The 25,480-nt window shown below is 49.4% G+C and carries 33 protein-coding genes; 20 read left to right on the top strand and 13 right to left on the bottom strand.

What is annotated here, in order from left to right:
* The first annotated feature begins 11 nt into the window (after window positions 1-11).
* The 16 genes from rplX to cmk are packed head-to-tail and all read left to right on the top strand — an operon-like array spanning window position 12 to window position 8,935.
* Window positions 12-377: a 50S ribosomal protein L24 gene (rplX, locus tag L0665_RS04300; RefSeq protein WP_274924473.1), complete on the top strand. Its 366-nt coding sequence runs from the start codon at window positions 12-14 to the stop codon at window positions 375-377.
* On the top strand, window positions 377-1,105 hold the full coding sequence (locus L0665_RS04295) for a 30S ribosomal protein S4e (RefSeq protein WP_274924472.1): 729 nt from the start codon (window positions 377-379) through the stop codon (window positions 1,103-1,105). Before rplX ends, L0665_RS04295 begins: the two co-directional genes overlap by 1 nt.
* Window positions 1,102-1,608 (top strand): 50S ribosomal protein L5, encoded by a 507-nt coding sequence (locus L0665_RS04290; protein ID WP_274924471.1) that lies wholly within the window; start codon window positions 1,102-1,104, stop codon window positions 1,606-1,608. The genes L0665_RS04295 and L0665_RS04290 overlap by 4 nt, the downstream gene beginning before the upstream one ends.
* Complete coding sequence (locus L0665_RS04285) at window positions 1,608-1,781, top strand: 30S ribosomal protein S14 (protein ID WP_062396601.1); 174 nt, start codon at window positions 1,608-1,610, stop codon at window positions 1,779-1,781. Before L0665_RS04290 ends, L0665_RS04285 begins: the two co-directional genes overlap by 1 nt.
* 13 nt (window positions 1,782-1,794) lie before the next feature.
* Window positions 1,795-2,187, top strand: coding sequence for a 30S ribosomal protein S8 (locus L0665_RS04280; protein WP_274924470.1), 393 nt, complete (start codon window positions 1,795-1,797; stop codon window positions 2,185-2,187).
* 10 nt (window positions 2,188-2,197) lie between these two features.
* The gene (locus L0665_RS04275; RefSeq protein WP_274924469.1) at window positions 2,198-2,722 is read left to right on the top strand and encodes a 50S ribosomal protein L6; all 525 of its coding nucleotides are present in this window, start codon (window positions 2,198-2,200) and stop codon (window positions 2,720-2,722) included.
* Window positions 2,723-2,728: 6 nt separating this feature from the next.
* Window positions 2,729-3,211, top strand: coding sequence for a 50S ribosomal protein L32e (locus L0665_RS04270; RefSeq protein WP_274924468.1), 483 nt, complete (start codon window positions 2,729-2,731; stop codon window positions 3,209-3,211).
* Window positions 3,204-3,656, top strand: a complete 453-nt coding sequence (locus L0665_RS04265) for a 50S ribosomal protein L19e (RefSeq protein ID WP_274924467.1) — start codon at window positions 3,204-3,206, stop codon at window positions 3,654-3,656. The genes L0665_RS04270 and L0665_RS04265 overlap by 8 nt, the downstream gene beginning before the upstream one ends.
* Window positions 3,656-4,183, top strand: a complete 528-nt coding sequence (locus L0665_RS04260; RefSeq protein ID WP_274924466.1) for a 50S ribosomal protein L18 — start codon at window positions 3,656-3,658, stop codon at window positions 4,181-4,183. Before L0665_RS04265 ends, L0665_RS04260 begins: the two co-directional genes overlap by 1 nt.
* Window position 4,184: 1 nt before the next feature.
* Window positions 4,185-4,802: a 30S ribosomal protein S5 gene (locus L0665_RS04255; RefSeq protein ID WP_274924465.1), complete on the top strand. Its 618-nt coding sequence runs from the start codon at window positions 4,185-4,187 to the stop codon at window positions 4,800-4,802.
* Window positions 4,802-5,263 (top strand): 50S ribosomal protein L30, encoded by a 462-nt coding sequence (locus L0665_RS04250; protein ID WP_274924464.1) that lies wholly within the window; start codon window positions 4,802-4,804, stop codon window positions 5,261-5,263. The genes L0665_RS04255 and L0665_RS04250 overlap by 1 nt, the downstream gene beginning before the upstream one ends.
* A gap of 5 nt (window positions 5,264-5,268) precedes the next feature.
* Window positions 5,269-5,694, top strand: a complete 426-nt coding sequence (locus L0665_RS04245; protein WP_274924463.1) for an uL15m family ribosomal protein — start codon at window positions 5,269-5,271, stop codon at window positions 5,692-5,694.
* 28 nt (window positions 5,695-5,722) lie between these two features.
* Window positions 5,723-7,156, top strand: coding sequence for a preprotein translocase subunit SecY (secY, locus tag L0665_RS04240; protein ID WP_274924462.1), 1,434 nt, complete (start codon window positions 5,723-5,725; stop codon window positions 7,154-7,156).
* 8 nt (window positions 7,157-7,164) lie between these two features.
* A complete protein-coding gene (locus L0665_RS04235) occupies window positions 7,165-7,734 on the top strand; it encodes an adenylate kinase (RefSeq protein WP_274924461.1) in 570 nt (189 codons plus the stop codon).
* A gap of 50 nt (window positions 7,735-7,784) precedes the next feature.
* Window positions 7,785-8,408, top strand: a complete 624-nt coding sequence (locus tag L0665_RS04230; RefSeq protein WP_274924460.1) for a DUF106 domain-containing protein — start codon at window positions 7,785-7,787, stop codon at window positions 8,406-8,408.
* Entirely contained in the window at window positions 8,408-8,935 is a 528-nt protein-coding gene (gene cmk, locus L0665_RS04225) for a (d)CMP kinase (RefSeq protein WP_274924459.1), read from the top strand. Before L0665_RS04230 ends, cmk begins: the two co-directional genes overlap by 1 nt.
* A gap of 168 nt (window positions 8,936-9,103) precedes the next feature.
* On the opposite strand, the gene L0665_RS04220 is transcribed toward cmk, so the two are convergent.
* Entirely contained in the window at window positions 9,104-9,538 is a 435-nt protein-coding gene (locus L0665_RS04220) for a hypothetical protein (protein WP_274924458.1), read from the bottom strand.
* Between L0665_RS04220 and L0665_RS04215 the strand changes: the two genes are divergently transcribed.
* Window positions 9,504-11,243, top strand: a complete 1,740-nt coding sequence (locus L0665_RS04215) for a PEGA domain-containing protein (RefSeq protein WP_274924457.1) — start codon at window positions 9,504-9,506, stop codon at window positions 11,241-11,243. The two genes, L0665_RS04220 and L0665_RS04215, sit on opposite strands and share 35 nt — an antisense overlap.
* Window positions 11,244-11,447: 204 nt before the next feature.
* Here the strand turns inward: L0665_RS04215 and L0665_RS04210 are convergent, their stop codons facing one another.
* Window positions 11,448-11,579 (bottom strand): hypothetical protein, encoded by a 132-nt coding sequence (locus L0665_RS04210; RefSeq protein WP_274924456.1) that lies wholly within the window; start codon window positions 11,577-11,579, stop codon window positions 11,448-11,450.
* A 131-nt stretch (window positions 11,580-11,710) separates the two neighbouring features.
* Here L0665_RS04210 and L0665_RS04205 point away from each other — a divergent pair, with 131 nt between their 5' ends.
* Window positions 11,711-11,986, top strand: coding sequence for a hypothetical protein (locus tag L0665_RS04205; RefSeq protein WP_274924455.1), 276 nt, complete (start codon window positions 11,711-11,713; stop codon window positions 11,984-11,986).
* Between the two features lie 350 nt (window positions 11,987-12,336).
* Here L0665_RS04205 and L0665_RS04200 read toward each other — a convergent pair whose 3' ends face one another.
* The 7 genes from L0665_RS04200 to L0665_RS04170 all read right to left on the bottom strand — a co-directional run bounded on the left by L0665_RS04200 (window position 12,337) and on the right by L0665_RS04170 (window position 21,806).
* On the bottom strand, window positions 12,337-13,188 hold the full coding sequence (locus tag L0665_RS04200) for a tetratricopeptide repeat protein (protein ID WP_274924454.1): 852 nt from the start codon (window positions 13,186-13,188) through the stop codon (window positions 12,337-12,339).
* 416 nt (window positions 13,189-13,604) lie between these two features.
* Window positions 13,605-15,311, bottom strand: coding sequence for a coenzyme-B sulfoethylthiotransferase subunit alpha (gene mcrA, locus L0665_RS04195; RefSeq protein WP_274924453.1), 1,707 nt, complete (start codon window positions 15,309-15,311; stop codon window positions 13,605-13,607).
* Window positions 15,312-15,316: 5 nt separating this feature from the next.
* The gene (gene mcrG / locus L0665_RS04190) at window positions 15,317-16,081 is read right to left on the bottom strand and encodes a coenzyme-B sulfoethylthiotransferase subunit gamma (RefSeq protein WP_274924452.1); all 765 of its coding nucleotides are present in this window, start codon (window positions 16,079-16,081) and stop codon (window positions 15,317-15,319) included.
* Window positions 16,082-16,164: 83 nt separating this feature from the next.
* Window positions 16,165-16,584, bottom strand: coding sequence for a methyl-coenzyme M reductase operon protein D (gene mcrD, locus L0665_RS04185; protein ID WP_274924451.1), 420 nt, complete (start codon window positions 16,582-16,584; stop codon window positions 16,165-16,167).
* Between the two features lie 65 nt (window positions 16,585-16,649).
* On the bottom strand, window positions 16,650-17,954 hold the full coding sequence (gene mcrB, locus L0665_RS04180) for a coenzyme-B sulfoethylthiotransferase subunit beta (RefSeq protein ID WP_274924450.1): 1,305 nt from the start codon (window positions 17,952-17,954) through the stop codon (window positions 16,650-16,652).
* A gap of 904 nt (window positions 17,955-18,858) precedes the next feature.
* The gene (locus tag L0665_RS04175; protein ID WP_274924449.1) at window positions 18,859-19,644 is read right to left on the bottom strand and encodes an energy-coupling factor transporter transmembrane component T family protein; all 786 of its coding nucleotides are present in this window, start codon (window positions 19,642-19,644) and stop codon (window positions 18,859-18,861) included.
* Window positions 19,644-21,806, bottom strand: coding sequence for an ABC transporter ATP-binding protein (locus L0665_RS04170; RefSeq protein ID WP_338036414.1), 2,163 nt, complete (start codon window positions 21,804-21,806; stop codon window positions 19,644-19,646). Before L0665_RS04170 ends, L0665_RS04175 begins: the two co-directional genes overlap by 1 nt.
* A gap of 5 nt (window positions 21,807-21,811) precedes the next feature.
* Between L0665_RS04170 and L0665_RS04160 the strand changes: the two genes are divergently transcribed.
* A complete protein-coding gene (locus L0665_RS04160) occupies window positions 21,812-21,967 on the top strand; it encodes a hypothetical protein (protein WP_274924448.1) in 156 nt (51 codons plus the stop codon).
* A gap of 81 nt (window positions 21,968-22,048) precedes the next feature.
* On the opposite strand, the gene L0665_RS04155 is transcribed toward L0665_RS04160, so the two are convergent.
* The 4 genes from L0665_RS04155 to L0665_RS04140 form a co-directional block, all read right to left on the bottom strand.
* Window positions 22,049-22,498, bottom strand: coding sequence for a universal stress protein (locus L0665_RS04155; RefSeq protein WP_274924447.1), 450 nt, complete (start codon window positions 22,496-22,498; stop codon window positions 22,049-22,051).
* 12 nt (window positions 22,499-22,510) lie between these two features.
* Entirely contained in the window at window positions 22,511-23,839 is a 1,329-nt protein-coding gene (locus tag L0665_RS04150) for an ArsB/NhaD family transporter (RefSeq protein WP_274924446.1), read from the bottom strand.
* A 9-nt stretch (window positions 23,840-23,848) separates the two neighbouring features.
* Window positions 23,849-24,394, bottom strand: a complete 546-nt coding sequence (locus tag L0665_RS04145; RefSeq protein WP_274924445.1) for a universal stress protein — start codon at window positions 24,392-24,394, stop codon at window positions 23,849-23,851.
* Window positions 24,395-24,504: 110 nt separating this feature from the next.
* Complete coding sequence (locus tag L0665_RS04140) at window positions 24,505-25,047, bottom strand: archaemetzincin family Zn-dependent metalloprotease (RefSeq protein WP_274924444.1); 543 nt, start codon at window positions 25,045-25,047, stop codon at window positions 24,505-24,507.
* 17 nt (window positions 25,048-25,064) lie between these two features.
* On the opposite strand from L0665_RS04140, the gene L0665_RS04135 reads away from it, so the two are divergent.
* Window positions 25,065-25,466, top strand: a complete 402-nt coding sequence (locus L0665_RS04135; protein ID WP_274924443.1) for a UPF0146 family protein — start codon at window positions 25,065-25,067, stop codon at window positions 25,464-25,466.
* Window positions 25,467-25,480 lie beyond the last annotated feature (14 nt).

The following is a 25,480-nucleotide window of genomic DNA, read 5'->3' as shown; positions in this document are numbered from 1 at the left end:
GTGAAGGAAATATGGTACGTATTGCAAGCACACAACCGCGTAAACAGCGTAAATACCGCTACAATGCACCCCTTCATGCAAGGGGTCGTTTCCTGAATGCTCCGCTTTCAGCAGAACTCCGGAATCAGTACAGCCGCCGCAGCGTCCGTATTGTTACCGGTGATACCGTCCGTGTTATTCGTGGTGACTTTGCAGGCAACGAAGGCGTCGTTGATATGGTGAATCTTGAATATTCCAAGATCATTGTTCACGGTGTTATATCAACAAAGGCAGATGGAACTGAGGTTCCTCGTCCGGTTGATCCATCCAGTGTCTGCATCGTGAAACTGAATCTGAATGACAAACGCCGTGAGGCAAAGCTGGAGGCGAAAAAGTAATGTCGAACCACCTGAAGAGGCTCAACAGCCCGGGTTCATGGCGTATTGCCAAGAAGACGAACACGTTTGTGACAAAGACCATTGCAGGTCCTCACAATGCAAGCGCAATGCCTATGGCAGTGTGGCTGCGTGACCACATGGGAATTGCAGTCACGATGAGAGAGGTCAAGAGAGTCCTCAAAAGTCGTGCAGTTCTCGTGAATGGTGCTGTCTGCACTGACCCCAAGATGGGTGTTGGTGTGTTTGACATCATTGCTCTCCCGTCTGTCGACAAGTACTTCCGCATTCTCCGTGCTAAGCGTGGGGATATTGTCTCTGTTCCAATCACCGCTGAGGCAGCTCAGAGCCGTCTCTGCAAGATTGCAGACAAGACAATTATAAAAGGCGGAAAGATTCAGCTGAATCTCCGCTACGGTGCAAACATTGTCGTTGACACACAGGACTACAAACCGAAGGACTCTCTCGTTCTGTCCCTGATGCCGGAGAACAAATTTGAAATCACTGATCACTTTGCCTTCACAGAGGGCAACACAGCAATGGTCATTGGTGGACGCCACTCCGGAAAAATAGGTAAAATCACACAGATTGATGTAATCCCTGGAAGTATCCCAAACCGTGTCACTCTCGCAGAGGAAGGCACCACTGAGATCTTCGAGACGATTGAGAACTATGTCTTTATGGTTGGACGTGAGGAGTCTGCAATCAGCGAATGGGGGATTGAACAGTGAACCCAATGCAGGGACTCTATGTCGATAAAGTCGTCATCCATATGGGTGTCGGCGAATCTGGTGACAAACTTGTCAAAGCAGAGAATATCGTCAAAGAGATTTCAGGACAGTCCACAATTCGTGCCTTTGCGAAGATGACTCAGCCCGCTTTCGGTGTCCGAAAAGGACAGCCAATCGGATGCCGAGTTACCCTTCGTGGTGCACGTGCAGAGAACTTCGTCCGTACTGCACTTGGAATTGTAGAAAATACTCTTTCAGCATCCCAGTTCGATGCAACCGGCAATTTTTCATTCGGTATTGAAGAACACACTGATTTCCCTAACCAGAGTTACGATCCAATGATCGGTATCTACGGAATGGATGTCAATGTTGTTCTTGAGCGCAAGGGTGTTCGCATTGCGCGAAGGTCAATTCAGAAGAGAAAGCTCCCGACAAAACAGCGTGTAACCAAAGCAGACGCTACGGCATACATGGCTGAAGCATTCAATGTTGAGGTAATCTAATGGCAGAACAGGGAAAGAAATCCGATGCATCACCGAAGAAATTCGGTCGCGGTGCAAATGTGTGTCAGATGTGCGGAAGAAAGCAGGGGCTTGTCCGTCGACACAATATTATGCTCTGCCGTCAGTGCTTCCGGGAAAATGCCGCGAAAATCGGCTTTAAGAAGATGAACTAGGAGGCTGAGGATTATGACACGATTAAATCCGATTGCAGATGCAATGAGCACCATCAAGAATGCCTCCGATGTTGGTAAGACGAGTTGTATCGTTGAACCGGCAAGCAGGCTTCTTGGTTCAATGCTCGGCATCATGAAAGAGAAGGGCTATATTGCAGAATTTGAACTCATTGAAGATGGCCGTGGCGGCCAGTTCAATGTGAAGCTGAACGGAAATATCAACAAATGCGGCGTCATTTCACCGCGATATTCTGTGAAGCTTGTAGAACTTGAAGAATGGGAGACACATTACCTTCCGGCGAAGAACTTTGGTCTTCTGCTTATATCCACGTCGAAAGGCGTGATATCACATGAGCAGGCCAGAGAAGCAGGCGTTGGCGGGGAACTGCTCGGGTATGTTTATTGAGGTGTGTTAAATGCTGAGTGAACGTTCAATTGAGATTCCAGAGGGTGTAACGGCAACAATGGAAGGCACAACCTTCGTTGTTGAGGGCCCAAAAGGAAAACTCACCCGAGATATGCGCTACCCGGGTATTGACATCTCCTGTGACGGGACTGTCTTTACCGCTTCAACTGCATCAACGCGGAAGAAAATTTCTGCAATGGTAGGAACCTATGCAGCTCATGCACGCAACATGTGTGTCGGGGTTACAGAAGGGTATGTATACAAGATGAAAGTGGTCTACAGTCACTTCCCAATCCAGCTCAAGAAGACTACCACAGCTCTTGAGATTGTCAATTTCCTTGGCGAAAAGAAGCCACGGGTTGCACGGATTTCTGAGGGAGTGACCGTTTCAACCGGAAACGACGAAGTCACTGTATCTGGTATCGATAAAGAACTCGTGGGCACCACAGCCGCTCGTATCGAACGGGCTACGCATGTGCGCAATCGTGATCCCCGTGTGTTCCAGGATGGAATATACATCATTGAGAAGGCGTGATCTGATATGGCTGACGAAAAGATGAGACTTATCCGTGCACGTAATGAGAAGCGGGCATCCTTTAAGCGCCAGTGTCTTCACCAAAAGAAGAAACTGGATGATGTATGGAGGCGCCCACGTGGTCTTCAGAGTAAACAGCGGATACAGAAACGTGCAAAGGGACGACACCCAAAATCCGGGTTTGGAGGCCCTGCCGCTGTACGTGGATTCCACCCCAGCGGATATGAAGAAGTGCTTGTATTCAGAGTTGAAGACATTGAAGGACTCAACGTTGAGACGCACGGTATTCGTATTGCAGCAAAAGTTGGCAACAAGAAACGCGAAATCATTCAGGCCAAGGCACTTGAGCTTGGGCTTAAGGTATTCAACCTGAAAGATGCATCCCTGAAGGCTGCTGCAGAAAAGCCTGAGGATGTGGAAGAAGTCGTTGCTGAAGAAGTCGTTGCTGAAGAAGACGTTGTTGAAGAAGAGGTGGCTTCAGATGAGTGACCTTAAAAATCAGCGTCGTATTGCAGCAGCTGTTCTGAAGTGCGGTGTTCACCGTGTCTGGATGGACAGTGAGCGCGAGGATGATATTGAAAATGCCATCTCCCGTGAGGACATGCGTGGCCTTATTGAAGATGGTGCGATTCGTGCAAAGCCGGTTAAAGGCGTAAGCCGTGGCCGTGCACGCATTCTCACTGCAAAGCGTTCCTATGGTCACTGTAAGGGTCATGGACGCAGGAAAGGAGCATCCAATGCACGAACCCCGTCAAAGCGGGTATGGATCAAGAAGATTCGTGCAATCCGACGTGAACTCCGTGTCATGCGTGACGACGGTAGTATCGACGCTACTCTGTACCGCAGAGTATATCGGAAGGCAGCAGGCGGTCAGTACCGCAGTGTGGCACATATGAAAGCACAGCTTGAACAGATTCAGGAGAGGATGAACTAATGGCATCCGGACCACGATATTTTGTCCCGTTCAGAAGAAGACACGAGGGCAAAACTGATTATTACTCCCGGATGCGACTTCTCCTCTCCGAGAAACCACGTATGGTCGTACGCAAGACCAACCGGCAGATCATTGTTCAGTTGGTAGACGCTACACTAGAGGGTGACCTGACACGTGTTGCGGCGTACTCAAATGAACTGGAAGGATACGGTTTTACCGGTTCTACAGGAAACACTCCTGCAGCATATCTCACCGGTATGCTCTTTGCGGTACGTGCACGGAATGCAGGCTATGAAGAGGCAATTCTCGACATTGGTCTGACCCGTTCAACCCCGGGAGGAAAGGTGTTTGGTGCACTGAAAGGCGCTGTTGATGCAGGTCTTGAAGTCCCACACGGTGAGTCGATTCTTCCTGGTGATGACAGGATAAAGGGCGCACACATTGCAGCATATGCACCAGAGCGTGCAGCAGATCTTGTTGCAAATGTGGAACAGGCAGCAGAAGCAATCATGAAGGAGCTGAAATAATATGGCCTATGAACGAGAAGTATGGGTTCCTATCACAGGCCTTGGAAGACAGGTTGCTGCCGGCGATTTTACAAGTCTCAAAGAAGTGCTTGACATCGGCAGACCAATTAAAGAACCAGGAATTGTCGATTATTTCTTCCCTGACCTTGAAGATGAAGTACTCGACATCAACATGGTTCAGAGAATGACCGACAGTGGCCGACGTGTCAAATTCCGTGCTGTTGTTGTTGTGGGAAACCGTGACGGCTACATCGGATATGGACAGGCAAAGGACGCACAGGTTGGCAATGCTATCAAGAAAGCAATTGCCAATGCAAAAATCAATGTCATCTCTGTAAAGCGTGGATGTGGAAGCTGGGAATGTGGCTGCGGTGAAGCGCACTCCATTCCAATGCGTGTCCAGGGGAAGTCTGGCAGTGTGACCATCACACTGATTCCGGCACCTCAGGGTATTGGCCTGGTTACCGGTGACATCGGAAAGAAAGTCCTTGTTCTTGCAGGCATTACCGATGTCTGGACCTCATCATTTGGGCAGACCCGGACAACCATCAACTTTGCAAAGGCGACCTTTGATGCACTGAAAAATTCAAATCTCATCCGGACAGGAGTGATGGATTAATGTATGTTGTAGTGCAGGTGCGCGGTGTTGTTAACTGTAGCAGGGAAATTAAAGATACCCTGAAGATGCTCCGTCTTCACCACGTCAATCACTGTGTCCTCATCCCTGACACTCCGGCATACCTTGGTATGATTCGGAAGGTCAAGGATTATGTGGCATATGGTGAGGCTGACCCGGAAATTCTGGGAACTGTCCTGACCACCCGTGGCAGACTGACCGGAAACATACGTCTGACCGAAGAGTATGTGAAGGAGAATTCGAAGTTTGTGGACATCAACGCGTTTGCAGCTGCACTCTGTGCAGGTGAAGCAACGATTGCTGATGTCCCGGAACTTAAGCCAGTACTCCGGCTCCACCCCCCGCGTAAGGGATACAAGTCCATTAAGCGGACATACCAGCAGGGCGGTGCACTCGGAAACTATGGAAGTGAGATTAATTCACTTCTTTACAGGATGCGGTGAATTAGATGCCAGTAAACAAACGCTCAAAATATCGTGGTTCACGGACGTGCGGTGGCGGGACACACAAGAACCGTCGTGGTGCCGGAAATCGTGGTGGCAGAGGTCGTGCAGGTCATCGTGATCACCGGTTTTCCCATTTCCTTCTCTTAGGGGAAGTCCACAATGGAAAGCATGGGTTTGTGAACAAAAACCCATGCACTGTTGACGCCGTTGATGTCGGGGACATTGACCAGATTGCAGATGCTCTTGTGGCATCAGGGAACGCAGTGATGGATGGAGATACCTTCGTCATCGATGCAGACCAAATCGGTATTGATAAAATACTTGGAGGCGGACAAGTTACCAAGAAGATGAACATCTCCGCTGTGTCATTTACTGACAGAGCCCGACAAAAGATAGAAGAGAACGGTGGCCAGGCACTGGACGCCTGATTCTCTTTTTTTTCAGGGAAATTGTAATATGGGAGCGATGCTGGATCGATTAGAGCCACTGCTGGCAGCAATGCCCGCAGTGAGAAGTCCGGAAGGGCACGTCCACTTTAAAAATAAGTTAATCTGGACTGCTGCAATTCTGATTTTGTATTTTGTACTGACCAATATTCCGGTGTTTGGGCTTGATCCTGGTTCACAGGATATTTTTTCATTCTACCGTGCCCTCTTGGCAGGGGCGAGTGGTTCCATTGCCCATCTGGGTATCGGGCCGATTGTCACTGCATCCATCGTGCTCCAGCTCCTCAAAGGTGCTGATCTTTTAGATTTAGATACCAGTGATGCACGTGGACAGGTCATGTACATGGGCTTACAGAAGCTCCTGATATTTGTCATGATCGTGCTTGAGGCACTACCGAATGTTATCGGTGGATTCCTTTCACCTGACCCGGTCGTTGCAAATGCATTATTTGGCGGAAACCTCGGAGCTGTAACGTTTCTTATCTTCCTGCAGATCTGTATCGGTGGGGTACTGATCTTCTTCATGGATGAGGTCGTTACAAAATGGGGGGTCGGCTCTGGTGTCGGTCTCTTTATCATTGCTGGTGTTTCCCAAGGTCTTGTCAACGGGTTCCTTAACTGGAATGCGGTGCAGGATGCTTACCCTGTCGGGTTCTTCCCACGGCTCTTTGCTGTAATCATGGATGGTGCGCCATTCCTGGAGTACTTTGGCACTGATATGCTCGCTTTGGTTACGACTGTAGTGATATTCCTCGTGATCGTCTATGTAGAGTCGACACGGATTGAGATCCCTCTTGCACACGCGTCTGTACGTGGTGCACGTGGGCGTTTCCCGGTGAAACTTATCTATGCCAGTGTGCTGCCGATGATTCTTGTCCGTGTTCTGCAGGCAAATGTCCAGATGCTGGGTCTGTTCCTGAACAATCTTGGAATTACATTCCTTGGTGAGTATCAGGGAAACAACCCGCTGAACGGAATTATGTATTACCTTGCACCTATCAATGGTCCGTCTGACTGGATGTGGTGGGCCTACGATGTTGGCCATCCAATCTGGCAGATTTTCATTCGGATGGGTCTGGATCTCTTCGTGATGGTGGTCGGTGGCGCAATCTTCGCTCTCTTCTGGGTGAAGACGGCAGGCCTTGACTCGTCTCATGTGGCACGCCAGATTCAGATGAGTGGTATGTCTATCCCCGGATACCGGAGATCAGAGCAGGTTCTTGTTAAGTACCTGGACCGCTACATCCCGCGTGTTACCGTTATTGGTGGTGTCTTTGTTGGTCTCCTCAGTGTGGTGGCGAACTACTTTGGTGTCATTGGAATGGTCGGAGGAACTGGTCTCCTGCTGACAGTCAGTATCGTATACCGGCTGTATGAGGAGGTTGCAAGCGAACAGATCATGGAGATGTACCCGTTCATGCGCGGGTTCTTCGGAAAGGAGTGAAGTGTAGGATGGGTAAAAAAGTAGTAGTTACCGGTGTGCCGGGAGTCGGCAAGACAACTGTCATAGACCAGGTAATATCCGGGCTTGCAGCAGAGGGTGTGGAATACCAAAATATTAATTTTGGGTCCTGCATGTTTGATGTTGCATCAAATCAGGGTATTGTCACAAGTCGTGACGATATGCGAAAGCTCGAACAGGCAAAGCAGCGTGAACTCCAGCGTAATGCAGCTCAGTTCATCGCAAAAACAGAAGGCAATGTCCTTATTGACACCCACTGTACGGTGAAGACCCCCAAGGGTTACCTTGCTGGCCTTCCTGAGTGGGTGCTCAAAGAACTGATGCCTGATATTGTTGTTCTTGTTGAGACAGATGAGGATCAGATTCTGATGCGGCGCCTGGGTGATGAGTCCCGGGTGCGTGACGCTGAAGGGTATCGTGCTCTCTGTGAGCACCAGCAGTTCAACCGTGCAATGGCGGCATCATATGCGATGCTGACCGGGTGTACGGTTAAAATAGTTGTCAATGCTGACAATCTGCTGGATCGTTCAGTAGAAGAACTCAAAGAAATTCTGAGGTGAGGGATATCGCAAAAACCAGCAAACCGGCAAAAAAAGGGGTTATGGGTGGCATGACCTCCTTTTTCATTGTCATGCTGATTGCGATGGGGGCCTATTCAATCCCCCCTGTTCGTGACGCCATTGGATATGGTGCCAATTTTATTTTTGGACCCATGGCAACGATCATCGGTGTTACTGACAATCCCAATCTCTGGGTTATTATGATCCTGATTCTTGCATCGATAACCGGATGCTATTCGTCTCTTCTCCAGAAGTATACCATTGATTATGAGAAGATGCAGGTTGTTCAGGCAAAGATGAAGGATTTCCAGAAGATATACCGTGAAGCACAGCTTTCAGGCGACGAAAAGCAAATGAAAAAGCTCAACGACAAGCGTGCACGGATGATGGAAGAACAGATGCAGATGTCCCAGGAGCAGTTTAAGCCGATGGGATGGATTCTGATTGTAACCGTTCCTATCTTTATCTGGATGCTCTGGACGATAGGGAATCTACAGACATCTTTTGATGCTGGCAGCATTGTTGCAATGCCGACAATTGTTTTCCCGTATCTGGGAGAGATTATAATTAATAAGATAGCCTTCTTCCTCCCTGCGTGGATTCTCTGGTATATGATCTGTTCTATCTGCCTTTCGCAGGTAATCAGGAAAGCCCTTAATATTGGAGGGCTCTGATGCGGATTACGATAAGCGGTCCACCGGGGAGTGGCACCACGTCACTTGCCAAATATTTGGTGAAGAAACACGAGTTCAGTCAGATATCTGCAGGGGAGGTCTTTCGTGGACTCGCTGCAGAGCACGGTGTGAATCTCGCTGACTTTGGGCGCCTTGCAGAAGTTGATGAATCCGTAGACCGGATGATCGATGCCCGTCAGAAGGAAATTGGCGAGGTTCGCGATAATATCATCATCGAGGGGCGCCTTGCGGGGCATATGATCGATAATGCTGATATTCGCATCTGGGTGGCGGCGTCTGTTGAATGCCGGTCTGTGCGCATCTCTGACCGTGAAGGGATCGACCCACAGACAGCAGTTGAACTCACGATTGAACGTGAGGACTGCGAGGCTGGCAGATACCACAAATATTACAATATTGATATCAATGACCTGACACCCTATGACCTTGTGATTAATTCCGAGGTCTGGGGAGTTGAGGATATTGGTGCCATCGTTGATGCGGCTATCGCCGGTATCATGGAATAATTTTCTTCTTCTTTTTTTTTGTTTTGCTTTGCCGGTATTTTTCTGATAACAGGGATCTGTGCTCTGAGTCTGATCCGGGTCATATTGGTAGGGTGGTATCATTCCGGAAGCATGCTATTGTCTGTCTGCACTTTTGGATGCTCTTTTTTCCGCTATAACTAAACGTCATTACCATGAAATGACTAGATGACGATATATGAAAAATACCGCATTTATGTTTTCAATTCTTGTTGTTGCCATGCTGGTAATCCCTGTTGGAGTATTCGGGGCAGAACCGGTTGCGGGCGATGAGACAACCACTCCGGTGCCAACCACAGTGCCAACAACAGCACCTACTACGGTTCCGACAACAGTAGCAACCACGGTGCCGACCACGGTTCCAACTACGGTTCCGACTACGGTTCCGACAACAGTGGCAACCACGGTGCCGACCACGGTGCCGACCACGGTGCCGACCACGGTACCGACAACAGTGGCAACCACGGTACCGACAACAGTGGCAACCACGGTACCGACAACAGTGGCAACCACGGTACCGACAACAGTGGCAACCACGGTACCGACAACAGTGGCAACCACGGTACCGACAACAATACCGGCCACTGCAGAGCCGGGACCACAGATAGGGTGGCTGACTATCATCTCCTCACCTTCCGGAGCAACGGTTACTATTGATGGGAAAGCGGCAGGTGTCACCCCCATCACCGGCAGGGAACTGGGAACCGGTACTCATACCATAGAGGTTACGATGACAGGCTATGAGCGATACACTGCCGAAAAGGATCTCCAGTCCGGCGAGCAGGCTGCCCTTGATGCAACGCTGAAGCTGGTACCCGTAACGGCGGTTCCAACAGCCGTCCCGACTACTCAGGCCACAGCGGTTCCAACAACTGTCCCGACTACCCAGGCCACAGCGGTTCCAACAACTGTCCCGACTACTCAGGCCACAGCAGTTCCAACAGCCGTCCCGACTACCCAGGCAACAGTGGTTCCAACTGCCGTCCCAACGACTCAGGCCACAGCGGTTCCAACAGCTGTTCCGACAACGCATGCACCCGTTGGCTCTGACAAGGGATGGATACGGGTGAACTGCAACGTCGATGGCGCTGCGGTTACCTTTGATACGTCCTCAACAGGAGGTATCATTGCACAGGGGTTCAGTGATACCGAGGTTGGGACTACGAGCACGCCATTCAAGACGTTTACTGTCCAAAAATCAGGGTACCGGACCTTCACCGGCCCGGTGACGTCGTGGCCTGCGAATGACCAGACGGTGAACCTGTATGCCACCCTGAACAGGAATCCCACACCTTCGTATGGAAGTATCAGGGTAATCTCAAGCCCCGCCGGTGCCATAGCAACCATTGACGGCAGCACCTGGCAGTATACTCCCACCACCTTCTCAACATTGAGAGCAGGAACCAGTCATGAGGTTAGTATCACCATGAGTGGGTACCAGTCGTATCACACATCTGCATATGTGACTGCGGGACAGACCGTCACCATAAATGCACGCCTGACCCCTACTCCTCAGGAGACTGGTTCTCTCAATATCAATACGGTACCCACCGGGGCTGACATTTATGTGGACGGCCACTATTTAGCAGAAAGTCCGTTTGTCGTCACCAATCTTGCCCCCGGTTCGCACACCGTACGGCTGCACAAGGCAGGCTATGATGAGTACCTCAGGACTGTCACTGTCAATGCAGGGCAGCAGACACCTGTTACTGTCACATTTACTACCCAGCAATCGACCATGGGGTCCATTGAAGTGGGTTCAACGCCGGGAGGTTCATCTGTCTTCCTTGACGGGAAATATATGGGACAGACTCCGGTGTCGAGCTATTTCGATCTTACGAGTGTCTCGGAAGGTAGTCATACCATCCGCATAACGCATACAGATTACGATGACTACACCCAGACCGTATACGTAAAAGGAGGGAATGTCATGACGGTGAACGCTCAGTTATCTTTTGATGCGCCGTCACCCACGCCGGACACAACCGGACAGCTCATTGTTTCTTCAACCCCGTCCGGTGCTGAACTGTTCCTTGATAATACGTACCGAGGAGTTACTCCGGTGACCCTATCAGACATTCCCGCAGGTTCGCATGTCGTGACGGTTAAACAGACCGGATACACCGATTCCTCTCAGACGGTAACGGTAACCGGAGGCCAGAGCACACCGGTTGTGATAGGTCTTGAAGCTGTTCCCCCGACAACAAAGAGTCCTGCAGCGGCTATTCCCATAGTAGCTGCCTTAGCTATTGTTGGTGCGGTTCTTGCCTTTGGGCGTAGAAAAGACTGAAAATATTTTTCCCCTCCTTCGTTCTCTTTTTGAATTTTTGGCTGCTTTCCCAAATGACACATCAATTCACTCATTGTTCTCCGTTGCATTCCTGAGTGCATATCCCATCGCCATGGCCAAGATGGGTAGCATGAGATACCTGATCCTGATATCCGTAAACCAGGTTCCAGCCGGGAGCTGGAGAGTGGCAGGAGAATTACGATATCAAGTGCCCAGTTGAGATGGTGAGCCAGAGTATGCCAACAGTGATTCCCTCTTTTTCAGGTAGTTCTCATGCACTCCCCTGAACCAGAGAACGAGGAGTGCCGCCCCGACTGCTTCACCTACGACGATCATGATGCTTTTGAAAAGGAAAATATCCAGCTGCGAATAGAGGGGGATGAAAATTGCGAAGGGGACGAACCAGGTGAGGAGTGGGTAGAAAGCAAAGAGTACAGCATAAAGTGCTACAACCCGGCCACTGGAGTATGGGAAGATCTTCAGACCACGGTGAGTGCAGGTACGCCCCACACGGTGAGCGCGAAGGTCACCATTTCAGCTGTTTTGCCCTCTTCACCGAGTCTGCAGCTGTGGTCACATCAACAGAGGCACCTGCCTCTGTGACCACCGAACCCGCAACATCTGCAGATATCCCCACCTTTGGAGATCCCGGGGCAGGCTCCCTCCCATGGATGACCATCCTCGTGGTCTGTATTGTGGTGGGTGTCGTTGCAGGTGGAGTCTACTACCTGAAAAAGGAGTAAATAACTCCCTCTTTTTTTGTCACCCTTTTGTACCCTTTCTGACTCCCCGTATTGGGGAATCGGAGGGTAAACCGAACGTATTTTTCGCTCTTATTTGCTGCCTGGAAAATACGGTTGTAATGCCGTTTATTTCATCAAAAAACGATAGATTATAGACTATTTTGGGGCCGCTATTGGCGGAAATTTTGAGAGGTAGTGTGGGCTGTCTTTGGTTGAGAACGGGCCACTCCAGGCTTTTGTGTGGATACGTTTTTCCAAAACGCAGGCTATATTGGAGGTATTTATGTGGTGCCGAACCCGGGTGCCGGGAGAAAACCGTTTCGGAAAAAAAGGATGGTGATAGTGTCAGATCAATTCTCGTTGGATTGACTCGTCTTGAAGTTTTCCAGTATGTCCTGATACCCGCTCACCGTCTTTTTATAACTGCCCATTATTTTCGTGACGACAAACGGATAGACGAGAGGATCAATCTCAACCGCCTTCTGGTATGCTTCAACCGCCTTTCGGTTTGAATTAACCGCGGAAATGTCTATTCTATTCACAGAAGAGTCACGTTCGGATGGTTTTTTCCCCAGTTCCTTGTACATATCCTTTAACTGGCCCTGATCATACATGGATTTATAGAGATATGCATCTCCAAGACCAATCCAGGCAGCGGTACTTGACGGTTCCAAATCGACTGCTGAATTATAACAGGCAATTGCCTCATCATACCTCTGCAGTTTAATCAGAAGAGCCCCTTTCTCAGAGTAAGACCTCATCAGATCGCTGGTTTCACCAGACTGTGCGTCAGTGGGTGAACAATCGTACATGGTAACAAGCATCTCGTAGGCATCCACAGAATCTCCAAAATTTCCTGCTTTTGCATTCAGTTCTGCAAGTTTCGTCCAGTCCGTTTTGGTTGTCTGAGCGCCTTTGTCTGCCACGAGATTTTTCTGTATCTCTATTGCCGCTTCATATTGTTCAAGGCCGGTCAGTGCATCCACCTTATTTTCCCGTGCCCCGATATTGGAATTATTTGTCTCCAGCACCCAGTCGCTTGCCATAATCGCAAGATCATACTTATTAGTCCCGACGAGGATCTCGGAAAGTCCATTCCCTATCTCTGAGCGCACGTCAGACTGTTCGTAAATTTCGGGAGGAATAAGCACATAGGCAATTGCAAGTATTGCAATAATAATTAAAATAGTCCGGACTTTCATTTAACCCAAATATGTCTGAATTGAACGGTATTTAATGCTCTTTTTTATTTTAAGGCTTTAAATCGTAAATTTCAGGGATTTTGACAAAAATATCCGGTATGAAAGTTGCCAGGGCTGCACTGTTTTTTTTGCCCGGTGAATGGAACGAGTCTCCGAAAAAAATCCCGTATCTGAAAATATGAGCGAATCAGATGGCTTTAGAGATGGTAATAATCAGAACATCCCCATAATGGGTCTCACAATTTTATCAGTCAGAATAGACAATCTGTCACACAAAAAAGACCAAAAAAATAAACCATTCATCTCAATATCGGGGTGTAAAATGGATTTACCCCGATCTCTATTCATGTAAGAAGACCACTATTTTTTGTATTGTTGTTATGCGGGAACGTGCAAAAAAAGTGGAGAAATTTGTTTTATCGTGCAGGAATGACCAGTGAGCGCTCTCCGGCGGGCATGAACTCGCGGACAGCACCACGTGCGAATTCGCGACGTGGGTCAGAGAAGTCAAACTTGAGTGACGGGTCAGCGAAACAGATCTTCACAAGAGGACTGTAACAGAACTCGTCACCACGTCCGTAGTGAGCACCGGAGACAATAGCTGCGTATTCTCCCTGGTGACCGACATTCATGGCGTAGTTTGGATAGTTAGGTCCACGCAGTTCGCCCATGAGACCGCGGTCTGCGTCCATAGCGAGTGAGTTTGCTGAACCACACTGGTCCTGAAGATCGTATCCGAAGAAACCAAGACGTGACCATCCTTCCTTGTGCATAAGCATGGAAAGGTACCATCCGTTCAGACCGGCATTGGAGTTTCCGGTTGAAATGGAACAGGTAAGACCACATGCTGCAGCCATAACACCAGCACGCTGTGAACCACCGAAGTGGTCTTCCATCATGGTTGGGAACTGCTCGTACTGCTCCATTGCATTGAGGTTAACCTCGGTTGCAAGGTCATTGACAATGTCCTGAGTAGGCTCGAGGATCTGGTCAGGTGATGGTGCAGTGTAGTCGAAGTCGTACTTGTCTTTCAGGTAGTCCATACCGTAGTAGGTGAACTCGTCCAGAATGTTATCGGTGTATGCTGCGGTAGCGTACTGGGTGAAACCAACACCACCGGACATGTATGAACCGAGCCAGATCTGGTCGAAGAGCATAACACCAGCACCGACAACCTCAAGGGATGCACGTGCAGGGTCATTGGGGTGTTTGCGGTCTGCCTGAATGATATCGCCAAAGAGACCGAACTTGATTCCACCTGGTTCGTTAGGACCACGTGCACGACGTGCAGGAAGGAGTGAACCCATCTGGACGACGCCAGCGTGCTTTGCTGCATAGGACAGGTCAGCGACTGCTGCTTCACCAGCGCACATTCTGTATGCTGCGATGAAGGACATACCGATCTGCATAGCAGACCATCTGGAGGTTGTTCCACCGTCACAGGTACGGGAGACGATTGTTGGGATGTGGATTGCCTGGTACATCGACTTGCCGACTTCAGCCTTAAGTGACTCTGCCTGCTCTTCTCCGAAGAGTTTGTTAACGTCGATTAAGAACTGTGGCTCGATATCATCGGCCATCTCGTCGTCACCAGTGAATACCTTTACGTAACAGTCATCGACAAGGCCCGGGTGGGTCTCGACCATGTGTTCCTGAACCACTGCTGCACCTGGCATTGCGTGGTTAAGGATGTGGAGGTACTCGTTGATGGTCTCAGGGGTAACTTCCTTTCCGAGACGCTTCTGGAGTGTTGCGTGTGCCATGTCCATACCGACGATAACGGTACGGCGGATGTCATCCCAGAACTGCTGCATTGCAGCGTTGTTCACGAAGTGAAGATCGTCACCCTCACAATATGTGCCGGTTCCGGAGACCTGGTAGCTCATAAGCTGTCTCTGACCCATTGGGATACCGCCAAGGTGGCAGCGTTCCGGGTCGTACATTGAAATGCCACGTTCCTTCTCGATTGCCTCGGCTTCCTTCATGAATTCGCGCTTACGCGGAGACTGACGGACACCGTTGAAGTTGTAGAATGTGGTTTTCTCTGATTCAATATCCTGACCTTTGAACTTCTGGTTCAGTGAATCAAGGAAAAGTTTCTGTGCTCTCTCGATTTTTGCCATTTAAATCACTCTTCTGTTGGCATAAAGCCGTATTTTGTTCTCAGCGTGTGGATGCGCTGGATGTATTCGATGTACTCCTTGTCATCGCGGTATGCGGTTCCAACGAGTGAGTGGAATATTGTGGAGTGTGCCTTGAGCCATTCAGCGTCCATTGGCTTACCAATTTCAACAGCACGGTCAAGTGGGACACCAATCTGGTCTTTTACGTATTTGACAACGCCGTTCTCTGCGAGAACACAGCGCTGAAGTGCATCAAACTGCATTCCGTCTTCTGAAAGACGCAGGGAGTGACCGTGAACGGTTGCACCACGCATGCTGACAAGAGCCGGGTCAAACATCTCAGTCTCAACTAAGAGTTTTGTGTACTGTTCGAGGTCACGCTCACGGCACTCGACAATCTGACGACCGGAAAGTGTACCGGGGTCAATTGCACGGAAGCGGTACATCTCTGCGTAGGTACGCTGGTACGGCTGTGAAGGTGCGTTGAACATTGAGTCTGCAAACTGTACGTATCGGACACGGTCTCCTGCTTTTGCGCCGTCTGTCGGTTTGACAAGCTTGCGCATTGGGCAGTCAGGCTCCTGCTGTTCAGCAAGGGGCGGGTGTGCGGTAGGGTACGCTGATCCCGGTGAGCGGTGACCAAGTACCATTACAATATCTTCATCTGTGATATCGCGGACTTTTTCCAGTTTGTGGTCCGGGTTCATCTGGTTACGCCTGTTCTGAGCGACAACTGATGTACCAGGGCCATACTGTGGTGTGTATGCCATTTATTTTTCACCTGTATTTGTTATTTAAACCTGATTTTTGGTTGAATGATCCGAGCCTTTTGTATTGATTTCCTGTGCAGCCCTTAGTGCTGTATCATGACAGGCACGTCTGTTCGTTTCGGGTCAACAAGACCGATCATTGTCTCGTCTGCATCCGGTCCGTATTTTGCATAGTCCACAAGGGTGGCTTGTGTCTTCATGAATTGCCCAACCTGTAACTGGTATGGGAATTGTGTGAATATCCTGTCGCAAACCGTTCTGATTTCCTCAATAGTGGCCTCGTCTGTAACCTCTATCGTAACCATACCAACCTGAACGCGGAGATCTACATCCGAGCCACCGACAGTGATCGTTTTTCTGTTGGTGTTCGGGTTTGGTTTTCCTCGTGCAGGGCCATATGGCACGGTTTTGGGCAGACCTGGTCCGTTTACCATCAGTCGTCGGATCCCGGGTACACCGACGACTGCGTTGAGAAGACGTTCGGCAGTTTCAGGACCTAACATACGGAGAGGAACAATTCTGCACTGTGGATATCTGGCTTGTGTCATTCGAATCAAAGTTTAATGTTTCAGATTCCGTTTGCGATCTGGTGCATTGGTTTGTTGAACACGTCAATCTGGCCGTAGGTCTCTCCCATAATCTTGGAAGTGCTCTCCGGTGAGAACATCTGTGTACCTGCGTCAAGTGCTGCTGCTGCAACCACACAAGGGATTGCGACACCGTTTGCGTGACGGGTAACGACGTGGTTTCCGTTGAAGATACCTGGACCACCGCCACCATAGATGGAGTGGCTGAAGAAGGAGAATCCGACTGCGGTTCCCATCATACGACCGAAGTCTGCGCTTGGAAGACCGGTCTCGTGTTCAAGAAGGTCGTTGAAGTACAGAAGAGTCGAGGAGACTGCCTGTGCGAAACGTCCTGCACCACAGTTGACGATTGTTGCTGCCATTGAACCTGCGGATGCATATGCATTCCACATCATTGGGTCCTTGGTGTCGTAGAACTGGAAGTAGTCACCCTTCTTTCCTGGGGCGATGACTTTGTCTTCTATTGCGCGCTCAACAAGTGACTGAACAACAGTACCAACGGTTCCTTTCTCACCGTTAGCTTTCACAAGGTCGTAGACCATGTTGTTTGCGTTAAGTCCCTGGTATGCGTAGCAGAGAAGCTGGTTGCGCTCGAATGGGCCGATTGCCATACCCATCTCAAACTCACCAGCGGTTTCGAGGGTAGCTGCCAGTGCTGCACCCTGGAGTGCATTTCTGCCAGTCATCATCACGTAGTGGTTAACGGAGATGTTACGCAGCGCGTAGCCAATACCTTCGTTGTTCTGTGGAATGTTGAGAATGGATGAAACCAGTGCGCCGTTCATGTCCTGAGTGTGTGGGTATCCACCCCAGCATGCTGCCTTGACAGTTGATGCATTGAATGCATTGATGTCAAACTGGTCAACAATAGCGTAGGTTGCTGCAGATGCGACTGCAGTGATTGCTGCATCATAGGTTGCTGCATTGTCCAGGCGCTTCTTTGGAACCTGCACAAGGAGCAGCTTTCCATTGTTGAATTCAAGAATCTCGGTGTCGTCGCCTTCTTCGACCTGGACCATTTCCTTGATCTGTGCGATGAGGGCGTCCTTGTTCTCCATAATTGGGAGGTCAAGTTCACGGCCTTTGATCTTACCTTTGCCAAGCTTTCCTGTCTTGAGGGCGGCTTCAATGCCCCCAAGGTTGACGTTAATCGTTCTCTTTGTCAGATCGATGATCTTGCCGGTTGCAGGGTTGACCAATGGGCTAACCTTGTCGAGTGATACATCACTCTTCAGCAACTTCCCGTCGTCTGAGTAGAGGTCGATTGTTTCTGAATATTTTGCCATATTATTCCGTCCTTTTCACTTTTGCAATTGGGTTAATAGAAATCCACCAGCACTCTCCTGCCGGTATCATAAAGATCTCTACTGCAGGTCCCCGCAGCGAGACTATATGAATTCCATAATAGAGAATATTAAGGTTTCTTAATTTGTATGGGCATTACCGTAAAAAAATATTAACAATTTATGTTTGAAATTTTCAAAATATGATCATTATGCAATTAAATTTGATATTGATCTATAAATTGGCATTATTTTTAATTTTGGTTTTTGCATGATATTTCTATGTTTCGGATTTATTAATCACATAAAATAAGAAAAAAGTAACTTTTCGTATTAATAAATGTTATGCTTAAATGAATGGGGTGAAAAATGTGATGCCTGTGCTTACACCTGTTAATTCCGATTATATTTAGCTGTTTTCAAATTCTGACGGTTAATGGGCCGATTATGGGAAATATGGTGCAATATGGGTCTCATATATATATTGATCGGGTTTATGCTCTCCGTTACGGTGTTGTCAACCGATTGGAACGATGATGCCCCGAAGCCCGCCTTTCCGGGCTTTTTTGTGGGGAAAATGGCCGGAAAATCATATATGAAATGGCTGCCTGTATACATCTTTGAATATTTGTGTTTGCTTTTTTTTGAACAATTTGCAATAGAATGGGTGTGAACTGTCCATGGAAGGTGTACATGCTGTGAATTTCCCCAATATCTGAAAGCCATATTAATCAGTATGGAGCCTTCGGGTGGTTCCATTCATTGTGCTCAGAGGAGGTTTGCGCTATGATTCCGGGGGTAGTTCTTTCTGTAGTTTCTGAAAACAAATCGTATGTTTCACTCAGAATAATCAGATAAATTCCTGAAAAAAAATATACGGACAAATAAAGAGGCAAAAAAAGAAGAGTCAGGCCAGTGTCACCACAGCCCCTGCAATAACAAGGGCTACAATGAGCACTCCCAGCAGATAATCCGGTGTCCCAAAGGGGCGGGTAAGGCCGGGTGTCCGGGCCATTGTCCGCAGTCCCCGCAGATCAATCGTCAGCCCGAGAACATTGGCCTTGCCGAGGGCATTGGAGACCAGAGGGATCATGATGGGGGTCAGTTCCTTTATTTTTCCTTTGACACCTGTTCCGGGATTGTATGCCCGGGCACGCTGAGCCTCCTGGATGCGTTTTCCTTCCAGCTGAAGGCTTGGGATGAACCGGATGGCAATCAGGAGCATCAGAGAGTAGTCAACCGGGAGGTGCATCTTCTGCAGGGCGGTGACAAGATCCCGTGGCTGGGTGGAGATGATCATCAGCTGGAAGGCAAAGAGCATGATAAAGAACCGCAGTGAGAGGACGGCGGCAAAGGTCAGTGCTCCGGTTGTGATAGGTATATGGCCGCCGATGAAGGGGATTGCCATTGGTATCAGGTATCCTATCACATCACCGCTCTGCATGGTAAGAACCGTCAGGATAATCAGCCCGGCACTCAGGAATGCGAGCATCGGCACCTGGGCAATGAGTTCACGACCAAACCGTCCGGCTACGGCAAGGAGGAGTATTAAGAGGATTATTCCGGCGAGCACTAAGGGATTTGTTGAGAGGACGGTGAGTGCGATGACCACCAGAAGGAAGCAGATTTTTGTGAGTGCGTTCATCCGGTGGAATATACCGTCAATTCGTTTGTACTGAAGAATTTCTGCCATTATGCTGCACCTCCGTTGATGCGTGTTCTGTCTGATGTTATCGCTCCGCTATCCATCTGGATGACACGTTGTGCATGCCGTTTTACCATGGACATATCATGGCTGACCATAACCACAGAATGGCCTGCCGCTGAGAGTGACTGGAGGATTCCCATGATACGGTCTGCCTCTTCCGGGTCAAGGCCGGTTGTCGGTTCGTCAAGGATGATGACATCCGGTTTCATGGCCACCACGCAGGCAATGGCGAGTCGTTGTCGTTCACCTCTGCTCATCGCACGGGGGAACTGGGAAGACCGTCCGCCGAGTCCCACCATGGTAAGCACGTCTTTGATGCGTGCCTGTGCATCTGACGGGTCGATACCGATGTTCTTCATTCCGAACTGCATCTCTTTTTCAACCGTGTCTTCAAAGAGCATGGTGTCAGGGTTCTGGAATACTAGTCCTGCCTTCTGTGCGAGGCGGGTGACACGTTCGTCTGCAGCATTCATTCCGCAGACCGTCACCGTCCCGGATGTCGGGCGTAAGAGGCCGTTGAAGTGTTTGACAAGCGTCGTCTTCCCGGAGCCGTTCTCACCAATGATGGCAACCAGTTCGCCGGGATAGATATCAAGGCTGACACCGGTGAGAGCGTGTGCCTCCCCGTAGGAGTGGACCAGATTGTGCACTCCCACCCGTGGTTCGCCCTGTCGTGCAATCGCTGTGGTGTCCACCATATCTCCGGGTATTTCGGTTTCATCGGTATAGGTGGCGAAGAATTCCTTTGCAGTCTCGTCTTTTGCCAGGCGGCCATCTCTGATGGTGATGACGCGGTCGGCGATGGATTCAAGTTCACGGGGTTTCTGTTCCACCACGATGATGGTCTTGCCCGCGTCTTTGAGTTTGGTGAGAATGGCAACGATGCTTTCTGTTGCCATGGTGTCCAGTTCTGCTGTAGCCTCATCCAGAATCAGGCATTCTGTACCGGATGCAAGGGTGGCGGCAAGGGATACCCGCTGCTTCTGGCCGCCTGAGAGAGTATGGGGCGGACGGTACCTGAGGCCGGTGAGGTTGGTGAAGGCAAGCATATCTTCCAGCCGTTTTTGGACATCTTCAGGTTCAAGGCCCCGGTTTTCCAGACCGGAAAGGACCTCTTCTTCAACGGTGGTAAATATCAGCTGTGCATCTGCATCGTCAAAGACGACACCGATTTTCCGTCCGATGTCTCCCATATCCTCATAGCCATTCACATCGCGTCCGAATATCGAAAGGGTGCCATCCATTTTTCCTTCGTATTCATGGCAGAGGATGCCTGCTGCTGCAAGACAGAAGGTGGTCTTTCCCGCTCCGGTGGTGCCGTTCACAAGGACGCACTCTCCCTGTGGAATGGTAAGGGTGATGTCGGTGAGTGCAGGTTTTGTTCCCTGAGGATAGGTATAGGAGAAGTCGGTGAACCGGAATGCGGGTGTTTCCGGGTCACCGGATTCATCCGCCATCATCTCCTGGCGCACTTCCCTGTCCTCTCCTTTTGCGCCCCGCATCAGAATCTTTGAAGACGGGATGTAGAGCACCTGTGCAATGACAGCGTTTGCAATGGCGGTGAGGATGATGACGGGTGATACCAGGATGATGAAGGAACTTACCGTAAACCCTTCTCCGGGTGCAGAGATGAATCCTGCTGCAATAACGATGATGCTCACGATAATGAAGGAGAATCCGCTTACCAGCGTGGCACCGAACGTGGCAACAGTGGGTGCGACAGGGATGTGTTTTCGTGTCGCTGAATACAGGGCCATGCAGACCAGTGCTCCCAGTGGTTCTGATATGAGGTTTGCGGGCGGGAATATGGAGTGGCTGATAAGAGCAGAGATGATACCCGCCACAATACCGATACCGATGGTGTCCCGGACATTCGGGCGGATGAGGATTATTGCAAGACAATACAGTGCGATTATAGGGTTTGAGACGATTGCGGTGGGAATAATATTGAGCACATACCGGAGAATGGCGCCAATCGCAAGGAGAATCCCCACTATGGCGATGTCACGGGATTTTATGGGAACCTCCTCCTGTATCTTATCTGGCTGTTCTTTGTGAGTAAGGATGTGATAATCATTAATGCATATGTTTGTGCATTGGTGGTTATATGTGTGTTGTAATGGGCTGGTGTATGGATGGTGAGTCATAGTTCATGGCCATCGCTGTATTGTATCGATATACGAAACGATTCTGGTCAAAGACCATCGCAGAAGGGGTATTTCGACCGGGAGAACTGATTCTGTTTTTTTCTCCTGTATCTGATGAAGAGCAGGGGAGGGGTGCCTCTTCCCTGCCGCCATTCCCCTGATGTGATGGTTCAAAGGATAATTTCCGGTATATTACCCTCACGATTCTGTAAAGTGAAAAAAAAGAGACAGGAAAAAAAATATCAGCGTGCCATGAAAATAGGCACCTCTAATTCACCCAAAAGTTTTGGGAAGAGACTGCTTCCGCCGGATCTTGGGTTTCTTCCGTATCCGCCCATTACAATCAGGCTGTATCCACCATCTTCCACTTCTTTGAGTATTTCTTTTGCTACTGCCCCTTCGACAATCTTTGATTCTGTCTGGATGCCTTTCCGGTTAAAGAAGAGAAGGAGCTGAGCCATCTCATCATTGATGTTTTTGCGTAGGTCCCGCCAGATCTGAGATTCATAGTTCTCAATTCTGCTGCACATATTTGACTGGGTGCAGAAATTGAATGCCATTGACTTTGAATCCCGTTTGTCAAGAACGGAGAATAAGACAACCTCCGCTTTCTTCTCCTGTGCAATCCGGAGTGCATAGAGCGCTCCTTTGTGGCTCCACATGGAGCCGTCCAGTAATACCAGTATCTTCATTGTTTCCATCTCCTAAAGCATTCCGAACATGGCATAGAGCATCGCAAGGCCAACGCTGACGGTGACCACCAGTGTGAGCATTCCTATTTTCAGGAACTGCATAAATGAAATATTCACTCCTTCCCGTGCTGCAACCCCGAGCACCACCACGTTTGCTGATGCAGCAATGGCGGTTCCGTTTCCACCCATGCAGGCACCCAGGGAGAGCGCCCACCAGAGTGGATAGACGTCCATCGTGGCACTCATGTCATGAATGAGAGGAATAAGTGCTGCGGTAAGGGGGATGTTGTCCACAACCGCCGAGGCAAAGGCCGAGAACCAGGCGATAACAAACATCGCCTCAAATTGGTTTGAGACCATGCTGATCATGTACTGGGAGACCATCTCGATTATTCCGGTGTTGACCAGTGCACCAACGATGACAAAGAGCCCTGCGAAGAAGAAGAGGGCTGTCCACTCAATCTTCTCAAATATTTCGTCCGGCTGCACCCTGCTCCAGATGAGGATGATGGCAGCGCCGATGAGGGCGACTTCCGCCGGTTCAAGGGCGAGGGTGGGGTCGACAAACGGGAATATAACGTTCAGGTAGACACCGATTGAACTGTGGATGAAGAAGAGGACGACCACAAGAAGAATGACAGTGACTGCCTTTTTGAAGAGCTTTCTGTCTGTTATCGCACCCTGTTCATCCAGACTGTTGATGGTCTTTGTAATGATTCCCTTTTCTTCTTTTGTCACCTTCATCGATCTGCCGTAGACGGCGAGGAAGATGATGAGTACAAGCACCATGTCGACTGCTGCAATCGGTCCCATGATTGTGATGAATTCATTGAATGACAGGCCTGCAGATGATGCGATCATGATGTTTGGCGGGTCACCGATGAGGGTTCCTGCACCACCCACGTTGGATGAAATGATCTCAGCGAGGAGGAATGGCACCGGATTTAAGTCCATCAGTTTGGTGATGTAGAGCAGCATCGGTGTCAAAAGCAGTACGGTTGTGACATTGTCCAGAAAGGCACTGACGATTGCTGTCACAATCGAGAACAGTATGAGCACCATAATGGGGCTGCCTTTGGCCAACTTCGCGGTACGAATTGCGATATACTCAAAGAGTCCGCTCTGCCGCGCTACATTGATGATGATCATCATTCCCATTAAGAGGAAAATGGTGCCAAAATCGATGTGCTCCAGCATTGAATCCCAGGGGACAATCCCCAGAAATACGACCACCGCGGCGCCTGCCATTGCGGCAACAGCACGATGGATACGCTCATCGATGATGAGGATATATGTCGCAATGAATACGACAAGTGCAATGAGCTGTATAGTTGTTAACATTTCATCACTTCAGAATATAATCGCCGGTTGTGCCAGTGACTGTGCCAAAAGGATGGCATCTCCGCTCACATCACAGGAATCGGGATGATTGCTTGCATAGCATTTTGGAAGAACGATCATGTCAAAGTCTGTTGCCAGTTTCAGGACGTCCTGGCGCTTGTTCCCCAGAAGCATGCGGCGTTTGCACGGTATGCCGCGTGATTCAAAGCAGTTTTCGTAGTCATCCAGAAGGTGTGTCCCATACTCCTCTTTTTTCCGGAGAAATTCATCACCTGCGTCTTTATCCAGTGAGTCCATGATGATCTCGTGGATCTGTGCATCGGTGATATAGAGCATGGTGACGGTGGCGTTTTCGTATACTGAAAGCAGTTCACAGATGGATTCTGAAATTTCTGTGACTGAAAAGTCAAGCGGAAGCAGGATACTTTTGATCTCGTGAGGTCGCAACTCTTCTTCAGAGAGAATATATTCACTATATTCTTTCTGGATTGCCTCGTATTTGGAGCCGACCAAATCTTTGAATTTGCGCTTGATGACTCCCTCGTAATATGGCATTTTTCTTCTCCTCTGGCTATAACCTATGACGAACTGAAAGGTTATATTGGTAATTCTCTCCTGAGATAAATAAGCCTGTTGTTTCTATAGCAACAACATCCAGAAAAGAATTAAAAATATCTCTTTGCCGCTTTCAGTTTCCTCTGACATGCCGGACAGAGAGTTTTTCGTTTCCGGTCGAGTTCATCCAGGGTTGACGGACAGAACATGATGCATTCACTGTTTCTGCAGTGGTCGAGACCGAGCATATGGCAGAATTCGTGGCTGCCTTCCTTCACCACACGATCAATAGTGTCATACATGTCACTTTTTCGCTGGTAATACTGGTTGTTCAGACGTGTTGTTGAGACAATGCCTGCACGTATTGAGGGGCGGGCCAGACCAAAAACAAAATCGCGCCCCGGAATATAGAGGTCTTTTCCGACGATAATGAGGATATAATCACCAATGCCATATTTGCGGGTATAAATGTCCTGCATGCCGGTAAGTATGTGTGATGCATTATACTGGCCGCGTGCACCGTCAAATCCACGCAGCATGACCGGATTTTCCTGAAGTTCAACATGTGTACCCAGAATTGCCCCGATAGCCTGTGCCACAGGGATCTGGAGGCCCTGCGGTGACGTTGAATCCCAAAATATAAGGAAACTCATCCGAAATACCATTGTCAATGGGGAACTATAAGCATATTGAAGAGTGTTTTTCCCGTTATATCATCGGAAATTACCAATCCGCCGCAGAAGTCGGGGTTGGCAGGAATTTCACGGTAGCAGAACGCATTGCCTGTGCGGGTGTGGCAGTCCGGACAACAGATATTTTCCCGCAGCAACCACCGGCGGGAGTTCCCTTTTTTCGGGATGATGTGTGCACACCCGATCTCACCCGGTACCATGACACTGAACTCATCTATGCGGTCAGGCCGGGTATTGAGATGGTTCCCTGTATTATTGCGCTTGCACGGTCGGTGAACGCGGACTGCATCATCTATCATCTGGGAAATGAGATATATGAGCGCGGCGGCCGGATCATTGACTGCGGTGTTGTGCTCCACCAGTATTATTCACGGACCTGAGACCTGAATACAGG

The organism is Methanogenium marinum (assembly GCF_028912405.1).
GTDB lineage: Archaea > Halobacteriota > Methanomicrobia > Methanomicrobiales > Methanomicrobiaceae > Methanogenium > Methanogenium marinum.
Note: the sequence above shows the minus strand (reverse complement) of the source record. Positions and strands in the feature narration are given on the sequence as shown.

Excerpts from the sequence above, each read along its gene's own strand:
- L0665_RS04295 (WP_274924472.1), top strand. The coding sequence starts at position 377 with ATGTCGAACCACCTGAAGAGGCTCAACAGCCCGGGTTCATGGCGTATT.
- L0665_RS04150 (WP_274924446.1), bottom strand. The coding sequence starts at position 23,839 with ATGTTAACAACTATACAGCTCATTGCACTTGTCGTATTCATTGCGACA.
- L0665_RS04235 (WP_274924461.1), top strand. The coding sequence starts at position 7,165 with ATGGGTAAAAAAGTAGTAGTTACCGGTGTGCCGGGAGTCGGCAAGACA.
- L0665_RS04255 (WP_274924465.1), top strand. The coding sequence starts at position 4,185 with ATGGCCTATGAACGAGAAGTATGGGTTCCTATCACAGGCCTTGGAAGA.
- rplX (WP_274924473.1), top strand. The coding sequence starts at position 12 with ATGGTACGTATTGCAAGCACACAACCGCGTAAACAGCGTAAATACCGC.
- L0665_RS04275 (WP_274924469.1), top strand. The coding sequence starts at position 2,198 with ATGCTGAGTGAACGTTCAATTGAGATTCCAGAGGGTGTAACGGCAACA.
- L0665_RS04135 (WP_274924443.1), top strand. The coding sequence starts at position 25,065 with ATGGGGAACTATAAGCATATTGAAGAGTGTTTTTCCCGTTATATCATC.
- L0665_RS04245 (WP_274924463.1), top strand. The coding sequence starts at position 5,269 with ATGCCAGTAAACAAACGCTCAAAATATCGTGGTTCACGGACGTGCGGT.
- L0665_RS04160 (WP_274924448.1), top strand. The coding sequence starts at position 21,812 with ATGGCCATCGCTGTATTGTATCGATATACGAAACGATTCTGGTCAAAG.
- L0665_RS04140 (WP_274924444.1), bottom strand. The coding sequence starts at position 25,047 with ATGAGTTTCCTTATATTTTGGGATTCAACGTCACCGCAGGGCCTCCAG.
- L0665_RS04280 (WP_274924470.1), top strand. The coding sequence starts at position 1,795 with ATGACACGATTAAATCCGATTGCAGATGCAATGAGCACCATCAAGAAT.
- L0665_RS04205 (WP_274924455.1), top strand. The coding sequence starts at position 11,711 with ATGGGAAGATCTTCAGACCACGGTGAGTGCAGGTACGCCCCACACGGT.
- L0665_RS04260 (WP_274924466.1), top strand. The coding sequence starts at position 3,656 with ATGGCATCCGGACCACGATATTTTGTCCCGTTCAGAAGAAGACACGAG.
- mcrA (WP_274924453.1), bottom strand. The coding sequence starts at position 15,311 with ATGGCAAAAATCGAGAGAGCACAGAAACTTTTCCTTGATTCACTGAAC.
- L0665_RS04285 (WP_062396601.1), top strand. The coding sequence starts at position 1,608 with ATGGCAGAACAGGGAAAGAAATCCGATGCATCACCGAAGAAATTCGGT.
- L0665_RS04230 (WP_274924460.1), top strand. The coding sequence starts at position 7,785 with ATGACCTCCTTTTTCATTGTCATGCTGATTGCGATGGGGGCCTATTCA.
- mcrG (WP_274924452.1), bottom strand. The coding sequence starts at position 16,081 with ATGGCATACACACCACAGTATGGCCCTGGTACATCAGTTGTCGCTCAG.
- L0665_RS04265 (WP_274924467.1), top strand. The coding sequence starts at position 3,204 with ATGAGTGACCTTAAAAATCAGCGTCGTATTGCAGCAGCTGTTCTGAAG.
- L0665_RS04155 (WP_274924447.1), bottom strand. The coding sequence starts at position 22,498 with ATGAAGATACTGGTATTACTGGACGGCTCCATGTGGAGCCACAAAGGA.
- mcrB (WP_274924450.1), bottom strand. The coding sequence starts at position 17,954 with ATGGCAAAATATTCAGAAACAATCGACCTCTACTCAGACGACGGGAAG.
- L0665_RS04200 (WP_274924454.1), bottom strand. The coding sequence starts at position 13,188 with ATGAAAGTCCGGACTATTTTAATTATTATTGCAATACTTGCAATTGCC.
- L0665_RS04170 (WP_338036414.1), bottom strand. The coding sequence starts at position 21,806 with ATGACTCACCATCCATACACCAGCCCATTACAACACACATATAACCAC.
- secY (WP_274924462.1), top strand. The coding sequence starts at position 5,723 with ATGGGAGCGATGCTGGATCGATTAGAGCCACTGCTGGCAGCAATGCCC.
- L0665_RS04145 (WP_274924445.1), bottom strand. The coding sequence starts at position 24,394 with ATGCCATATTACGAGGGAGTCATCAAGCGCAAATTCAAAGATTTGGTC.
- L0665_RS04210 (WP_274924456.1), bottom strand. The coding sequence starts at position 11,579 with ATGATCGTCGTAGGTGAAGCAGTCGGGGCGGCACTCCTCGTTCTCTGG.
- cmk (WP_274924459.1), top strand. The coding sequence starts at position 8,408 with ATGCGGATTACGATAAGCGGTCCACCGGGGAGTGGCACCACGTCACTT.
- mcrD (WP_274924451.1), bottom strand. The coding sequence starts at position 16,584 with ATGTTAGGTCCTGAAACTGCCGAACGTCTTCTCAACGCAGTCGTCGGT.
- L0665_RS04270 (WP_274924468.1), top strand. The coding sequence starts at position 2,729 with ATGGCTGACGAAAAGATGAGACTTATCCGTGCACGTAATGAGAAGCGG.
- L0665_RS04175 (WP_274924449.1), bottom strand. The coding sequence starts at position 19,644 with ATGGCAGAAATTCTTCAGTACAAACGAATTGACGGTATATTCCACCGG.
- L0665_RS04250 (WP_274924464.1), top strand. The coding sequence starts at position 4,802 with ATGTATGTTGTAGTGCAGGTGCGCGGTGTTGTTAACTGTAGCAGGGAA.